Origin of the sequence: Ferruginibacter sp., assembly GCF_031430955.1 — a bacterium.
In the GTDB taxonomy this organism is placed as follows: Bacteria; Bacteroidota; Bacteroidia; order Chitinophagales; family Chitinophagaceae; genus Ferruginibacter.
The window spans coordinates 1-7763 of record NZ_JANPCM010000012.1 but is presented as its reverse complement, the minus strand read 5'-3'; the positions used below and the strand labels follow the sequence as shown (position 1 = coordinate 7763).

7 protein-coding genes and 1 riboswitch are annotated in these 7763 nt (G+C 36.2%); of the genes, 3 read left to right on the top strand and 4 right to left on the bottom strand.

The window, feature by feature from the left end; translation table 11 throughout:
- A partial coding sequence (locus ACY65O_RS00360; RefSeq protein ID WP_462218859.1) for a head GIN domain-containing protein occupies positions 1-668 on the bottom strand: 668 nt, incomplete at its 3' end.
- 57 nt (positions 669-725) lie between these two features.
- Positions 726-1445, bottom strand: coding sequence for a head GIN domain-containing protein (locus ACY65O_RS00355; protein WP_462218858.1), 720 nt, complete (start codon positions 1443-1445; stop codon positions 726-728).
- 197 nt (positions 1446-1642) lie between these two features.
- Positions 1643-1760: riboswitch (TPP riboswitch) on the top strand.
- Positions 1761-1827: 67 nt separating this feature from the next.
- On the opposite strand from ACY65O_RS00355, the gene ACY65O_RS00350 reads away from it, so the two are divergent.
- The gene (locus ACY65O_RS00350; RefSeq protein WP_462218857.1) at positions 1828-3987 is read left to right on the top strand and encodes a TonB-dependent receptor; all 2160 of its coding nucleotides are present in this window, start codon (positions 1828-1830) and stop codon (positions 3985-3987) included.
- 49 nt (positions 3988-4036) lie between these two features.
- Here ACY65O_RS00350 and ACY65O_RS00345 read toward each other — a convergent pair whose 3' ends face one another.
- A complete protein-coding gene (locus ACY65O_RS00345) occupies positions 4037-5287 on the bottom strand; it encodes an NAD(P)/FAD-dependent oxidoreductase (RefSeq protein WP_462218856.1) in 1251 nt (416 codons plus the stop codon).
- A 104-nt stretch (positions 5288-5391) separates the two neighbouring features.
- Positions 5392-5736: a HesB/IscA family protein gene (locus tag ACY65O_RS00340; protein ID WP_462218855.1), complete on the bottom strand. Its 345-nt coding sequence runs from the start codon at positions 5734-5736 to the stop codon at positions 5392-5394.
- Between the two features lie 215 nt (positions 5737-5951).
- Between ACY65O_RS00340 and ACY65O_RS00335 the strand changes: the two genes are divergently transcribed.
- Both ACY65O_RS00335 and ACY65O_RS00330 read left to right on the top strand, forming a co-directional pair.
- On the top strand, positions 5952-6473 hold the full coding sequence (locus ACY65O_RS00335; protein WP_462218854.1) for a DUF7935 family protein: 522 nt from the start codon (positions 5952-5954) through the stop codon (positions 6471-6473).
- Between the two features lie 77 nt (positions 6474-6550).
- Positions 6551-7763, top strand: a 1213-nt coding sequence (locus ACY65O_RS00330; RefSeq protein WP_462218853.1) for an acyl-CoA mutase large subunit family protein, incomplete at its 3' end; no start/stop codon positions are given.

Sequence of the window (7763 nt, the reverse complement as noted above, 5' to 3'; positions counted from 1 at the left end):
ATAACTGCATCGCCTTTGTAAGAAATATCGCTGGCGCCGCTTGCACTGGCATTTAATTCTTTATTTACTGTAATATTTACATCGGATGCTCCGGATACTTTTGCTCTGCAATAATCTGCAACCAAATCGTAACCACTGACATCACTTGCACCACTCGATTCAATACGAACAGAGGTTGCAATACCTTTTATGGTTACATCAGATGCTCCACTTAAATCAATCTTTAAATCAGTAACATCTACAGCTCCTTTAAAACCACTTGCGCCAGACATGTTTATTAATAATGAAGGTACTTTTATAACACCAGCCACCTGTATATCGCATGCTGCAGAAGCGTCTATACTTTCTAAATTTTTAAAAGAAACATACACCCTCAAATTTTTTTTATCCTTATTCCAGTTTCTGCTGCCGAAATAATAAATTTTGAGGGTGTTATTTTCTACTACCGTTTTAATCTCTTCTTTATATTTATTTTCGGAAGCACTTACTGCCACTGCTTCGTTATCGGATTGAGAAAGAAAAAGATCGATGCCGCTGGATATTTTAATGCTGTTGAAACTTTTATCAATTTCTCTTATTTCTGCATTGGCATCGTTCACAATTTCTTTTTGTGCAGTTGCAATTAACCCAAAGCATACAATAAACAAACTTGCAATAATCTTCTTCATAAAATAAATTTAACTCTTTTTAATCTAAACGCCTAAACCTCTAGACTCCTGAATCAATTAAGCTTTTTTTACAGAACCGCCACTGTTTACATTAATATCTTTAATAACAGCACTGCCTTTATACCTTACGCCTCCGCCACTATTTGCTTTTGCACTCAATTCTTTATTAATGGTAATTCTTACACCGCCGCCGCTGCTTGCTTTTGCTTCGCAGTAATCAACCGCTAACTCATATCCTTTAAAAACAGCACCACTGCTTACCTCTACATTTATTTTATCTGCATTGCCCGATATATTAATTGCCGAGCCGCTGTTTTGTTCTACAGTTAAATCTTTTGCTTTTAAATTACCTTCAAAAGCTGCGCCACTGGTAAACTTTAAATCTAAATTTCCGGCATCAACAGTTCCTTCTAATTTAACATTGGCACCACCTGAAGCATGTAATTTTTCCAAGGTTTTAAAAGATACATAGGCCTTTAATTTTCTCTTATCATTTAATGCCCAGTTAATACCGCTGTTATCAAAATAGATTTTTAAAATACCGTTTTCCACTACGGTTTTAAAACGGTCCATATATTTTTGCTCGCTGGCACTAACTGCAACAGATTCTTCGTTGCCTTGTGTAAGATAAAGATCTACACCATCAGTAACGGTAATACCGGTAAAACTTCCGTTTAATGTTCTTTTTTGTGCATTAGCATCTGCAACAACAGTTTTTTCCTGTGCAAAAGCGGTTACTGTAATTAAAGTAACCAGGGATAAAATTAATTTTTTCATGGTAATTTTTTTTATTTAAAATGACACATGCAATAACCAAACCACTTATCGTTAATGCTTTTAAAACAAAGTTGCAGCCTGGTTATTTCATGGCTATACTTATTTGTTATACGAAGGAAGAAAATAAATTGTTACACAAAATCTAAAATTATTTTAAAAAAACTGCTACCTTTGTTTTTCAAAGTTCTTATTAACCAACTGAATTTCCGGGGTGTTTTTTGTATGTTGAGCCTGTCGAGACATACAAAAAGCTGAGATAATACCCGCTAACCTGATCAGGATAATGCCTGCGTAGGAAGAAATGACAAGCCCCTAACTCTAAAGGGGGATTTATCATAGCGGACATAGCTTCCCTGGATTTTTCAGCACAAATTTTATTGAAATGAAATTATTTATCAGTGCATTATTATGTGTAAGCAGTGCTGTATGTGTTGCACAAACACCACAAAAATTTAATGATACCGCCTATTTGCAACCAGTAGAAGTTATTGCAGTAAGAGCAGGAGAAAAAGCCCCCTTTGCAAAAACTACTGTTACTAAAAAAGAGATTGAAAAAAATAACCTGGGGCAGGATCTGCCTTTTTTATTAAACCAAACCCCCTCAGTTGTTGTAAACTCAGATGCCGGTGCAGGAGTAGGTTACACGGGCATACGCATACGTGGCACTGATGCCAGCAGGATAAATGTTACCCTTAACGGCATCCCTTATAATGATGCAGAAAGCCAGGGTACTTATTTTGTTGATCTGCCCGATTTTTCTTCTTCGGTAAACAGTATCCAGATACAACGTGGTGTGGGTACCTCATCAAATGGTGCCGGGTCATTTGGTGCAAGTATTAATTTGGCCACTAACGAAATAAATAAGAAGTTTTATGCAGAATTAAATAACAGTTATGGCAGTTTTAATACTTTAAAAAATACCTTACAGTTTGGCAGTGGTATTTTAAAAAATCATTTTACCATTGATGGAAGGCTGAGCCGCATCAGCAGCGATGGGTATATCGACAGGGCGAAAACCGATTTAAAATCTTTTTATTTCAGCACAGCTTATGTTGCAGAAAAAAGTTCGCTGCGGTTAAATATTTTTAGCGGCAAAGAAAAAACCTACCAGGCCTGGAATGGTGTGCCTGAATATTTGCTTAATACAGACCGTACTTACAACTCTGCAGGCAATGAAAAAACTGACAGCCCTTACAATAATGAAACTGATAATTATACGCAAACCCATTACCAGCTTTTCTATAACCATAAATTAAATGATTTTTGGAAAGGGAATATTGCTGTTTTTCTTACAAAAGGAAATGGCTATTACGAACAGTATAAAGCCAATAAAAAATTAGCTGATTACGGATTGCCCAATTATAATGATGGTACCACTACAATCAAAAAAACAGATTTAATAAGAAGGCTTTGGTTAGATAATAATTTTTATGGCAGCATTTTTTCTTTACAACATCGCAAAAACAAAACTGATTTTACTTTTGGCGGCGGATGGAATGGTTATGATGGAAAACATTTTGGCGAAATTACCTGGGCAAAGGTACAGGCTGCAGTACCAGCAAATTACAGGTGGTACGATTTAACAGCACATAAAAAAGATTTTTCTTTGTACAGTAAATGGGCACAGCAATGGACAACTGATTTTCAAAGTTTTGTTGATGTACAGTTCCGTGCTATTAATTACACCATCAATGGTTTTAGGGATAACCCTTCTTTGTTAATAAAAAATAATTACAACTTTGTAAACCCTAAATTGGGTATTACTTACAATAAAAACAGTTGGCAGGCATACGCATCTTATGCACTGGCACAGCACGAACCCAACCGTGATGATTTTGAAGCAGGTAATAATAATCAGCCAAAACCAGAACTGCTAAATGATTTTGAAACTGGTATCGAAACTAAAAAAACTACTTATTCCTTTGGTGCAAATTTGTATTACATGAAATATAAAGACCAGTTAATTTTAACCGGTAAAATAAATGATGTGGGAGCTTACAGCAGGATCAATATCCCCAACAGCTACAGGGCAGGAATTGAATTGCAGGGAAAATATATTTTTAGCAAATGCCTGAATATTGCCGCTAATATCGCTTTCAGCAAAAACAAAATAAAAAACTTTACGGAGTATTTAGATGATTATGATAATGGCGGGCAAAAAACTAATTTTTACGGTTCCACCGATATTGCATTTTCTCCTAACACCGTTGCTGGTGGAAGCATAAATATTACACCTGTAAAAAATGGGGAGATAAATTTGATAAGCAAATATGTCAGCAGGCAATATTTAGATAATACTTCTTTAAAATCTAGGAGCCTGAATCCTTATTACACCCAGGATATAAGATTAAGTTATGTACTGGAAAATAAAGTATTTAAAGCCGTTACTTTTATTGCGCAACTGAATAATGTTTTTAGTAAAAAATATGAGCCCAACGGCTACAGCTTTAGTTATATTTACGGAGGAAGTTTAACAACAGAAAATTTTTATTTCCCTATGGCGCAGTTTAATTGCATGGTGGGGGTTAATGTTAGGTTGTAACTTTAAAAAACTTTAAGGCTTTAAAAAAATTATGCCTGTTTCAAAACTTTTACCTGTTAAATAATATACGCAGGTAAAACATGGGGTTGGTAAATTTTTTTCTGATGTCCACATTCTCAAACATGCAACTGATAGTTTCTCTCAGTTCTTTGCTGTGGCTGGCTTTGCCTATTACAAAGTTAAACAGCCAGGGTTTGCTGCTTAGTTTTTGCAGGTAATGGCTCAGCTTTAACTCTGCCCAAAGTTTATGGTACATTTCTTTATCGTAATCATTTAAAAATACTGCTGAAAAATCATTTGCTTCCAATGCTTTTTTAATATGCCGTGATGCCACCAAACCGCATACCATTGCATTGCCAATTCCTTCGCCGGTAAAAGGGTCTATCAGCGAAGCAGCATCCCCTGCCAGCAAAAAACGATTGCCGCTGAGTTGCCTTTTTTTAGAACCCAGTGGTAAGCCCCACCCTTCTATTTTACTTTCAAGCGTTGCATTTTCAAATCTCTTTTTAATTACAGGATTTTTTTCAATTGCATCAAGCATCAGTTGTTTAAGGTTTGCTTTTTTAGCAGCCACAGCACTGCTCAGCATACCCATGCCCACGTTGGCCATACCGTTTGGCAAAGGAAAAATCCAGAAATATCCCGGCTGCATTTCTTTTAAAAAATGTAACTCAATGTAATTATCATCATGCCAGCCAGCCACATTGCTGTAGTAAGCCCGTATGCCTGCGCTGTAATGTTCCGGTATCACTTTATGCATGGCCATTTTTTTAGCAACAATGCTGCCACGGCCATCTGCACCCACAATCATTTTTGTGAAAATTGTTTTTTCAACACCACCATGTTTTACTTTTACTAACAACCCTTCACTGGTATGTTCTATTGATTCAACAGCACAATCGCTGATAAAATTTGCATACACTTTATCAATCATTTTTATTAAGCTGTTATCAAAATCTATCCGCTTGCTTACAAAGCCGGGGGTATTTTTTGCGTCCACAGCATTTGACTGAAAAGGGATACTCAAACAATTGTTATCACTGTCAATAAATTGTATGCCCCTGCTTACTGTGGCTTTACCATTATTCAAAAAAAATTGTTGCCAGTCAGTTGTAATTCTTTTTAAAATACCTACTGTTTTTCCACTCATGGCATCTCCGCATATTTTATCACGTGGAAAAATTGCTTTATCAATAATGATATGATTAACTTTTTCTTTCGCTAAAAAGATAGATGTAGTGGCACCAGCAGGGCCAGCGCCTGCTATTAAAATATCTGTGCTATAATCCGGTGTACCCAATTAAAAAAAATTTGAAGTTATATGAAGATAAGGGTTAGCAAAATAAAAAGCCATTCAATTTTTTTTGAATGACTTTTATATAAATCTAAAAAATTACTTATTGTTTATACCGCAAAACTTGTTCCGCAGCCGCATGTTTTACTTGCATTAGGATTATTAAAAGTAAAACCTCTTGAATTTAATCCACCCTGCCAATCCACTTCCATACCCATTAAATAAATGCCATGAGATTTTTCCATGATGCAGGATATGCCATTTATTTCAAAACTTTCGTCTTTATCAGTTTTTGCATCAAAGCCTAAAACATAGGTCATGCCGCTGCAGCCACCACCCTTTACGCCAATGCGTAATTGCTGTGTGGTATCAAAACCTTCTGCATGCATCAGTCGGTTTATTTCTTCTATGGCAGTTTTAGTAAGTGTAACCGGAGCTTCTGTTGTAGTTTCCATTATTATTAATTTAGTACAAAGGTATAAATAATTTAAAACGTGGCAACAACGCAGCTTTTCGAAAACAGGAATTTCTGAATCTTTTAACTATGCTTGCAAAATACTGGTAATGCTGATTTTTTTAATAACGAATTATCAAACATAAAATATTCACCATTCACCATTCGCAATTCCCCATTAACTTTTACCTTATTTTTGTTGCCTAAAATATAACTATGTATTTACTGGAGATCAATTCAACCCATATTCAAATTGCAGGTACTTTTCTTTTCTTTATTGCTATTGCCTGGCTGCTGGCCGAATTTAATGGCATGAAAGAAGAGATTAAATTACGTTTGGGTATTAACAATGAAACTATAAAATTAAAATTGCAGGCTTACGAAAGGCTTACTTTATATGCTGAAAGGGCCGGTTTAAAAAACCTTGTTTCTAAATTATACTCAGATGAAATGAGTGCGAGGGAAATGCAAATGGCTTTACTGCAAACTTTAAATAACGAATATGAATATAATGTAAGCCAGCAAATTTATGTTAGCCCCGAAATGTGGAAGGCCATTACTAAATTAAGGGACCAGAATACTTTTATTATTAACCAGATTGCTGCAACGCTGCCTGCAAATGCAGCTGCAATAGAATTAAGTAAAGCGCTTTTAGAATATACCATGACGAACAATGCAGAAATAAATAAAATTGTCTTAGAAGCATTGCATTACGAGTCGCAAAAAATATTGAAGTAGCTATGCTTATAACTCTTGCAGGGTTTAGAACCCTGCAAGAGTTTTGCAACCCACCAGGAGTTTTATAAAACAAGTGTATGGCAAATGAAAAGAAAATAATTACTGATTCAGGCATTGAAATAAAAGAAGTTTATTGCCGTGATGATATAAAAATCAATAACGAATTACCCGGAGAATTTCCTTATACCCGTGGTGTGCAACCCGATATGTACAGGGGCAAAATGTGGACGATGCGGCAGTATGCAGGATTTTCTACTGCAGAAGAAAGTAATAAGCGCTATCATTATTTATTAGGCCAGGGTGTTAACGGTTTAAGTGTTGCTTTTGATTTGCCCACACAAATTGGTTACGACAGCGATCATCCGTTAGCTGATGGCGAAGTAGGAAAAGTAGGTGTTGCTATTGACAGTTTAGAAGATATGGAAATACTTTTCCGTGGTATAAATTTAGAAACCGTTTCCAGTTCGATGACGATCAATGCCAGCGGTTTTATTTTACTCGCCTTATATGTTGCAGTAGCAAAAAAGAATGGCGCCGATCTTAAAAAAATTACCGGCACCATACAAAATGATATTTTAAAAGAATACGCTGCAAGAGGAACATATATTTATCCTCCCAAAGCTTCTATGCGTATCATCACCGATATTTTTGAATGGTGTGCAAAGGAAGTACCTAAATGGAATACTATTTCTATTTCGGGTTATCATATTCGTGAAGCCGGCAGCACCGCCGTACAGGAAATTGCTTTTACTTTAAGCAATGGTAAGGCTTATGTAAAGGCGGCACTCGAAAAAGGCCTGGACATTAATATTTTTGGTAAACGCCTCTCCTTCTTTTTTAATGCACACAATAATTTGTTTGAAGAAGTGGCCAAGTTCCGTGCTGCAAGAAAAATTTGGGCAACCATAATGAAAGAGCTTGGTGCAACTGATCCTAAAGCAATGATGCTTCGTTTTCATACACAAACCGGTGGCAGTACTTTAACCGCACAGCAACCGCAAAATAATATCAGCCGTGTAACTATACAAACTATTGCTGCTGTATTGGGGGGCACACAATCCTTACATACTAACGGTTACGATGAGGCTTTAAGTTTACCTACAGAAGAAGCGGCAAAAATTGCCTTACGTACGCAACAAATTGTAGCCTTTGAGAGTTGTGTTGAAGATACCGCCGATCCGTTTGCAGGGAGTTTTTTTGTAGTATCTTTAACCGCTGAAGTTGAAACTGAGGCACTGATATTATTAGCATCGATAGATGCCATGGGTGGCTGTGTTCTTGCCATTGTCG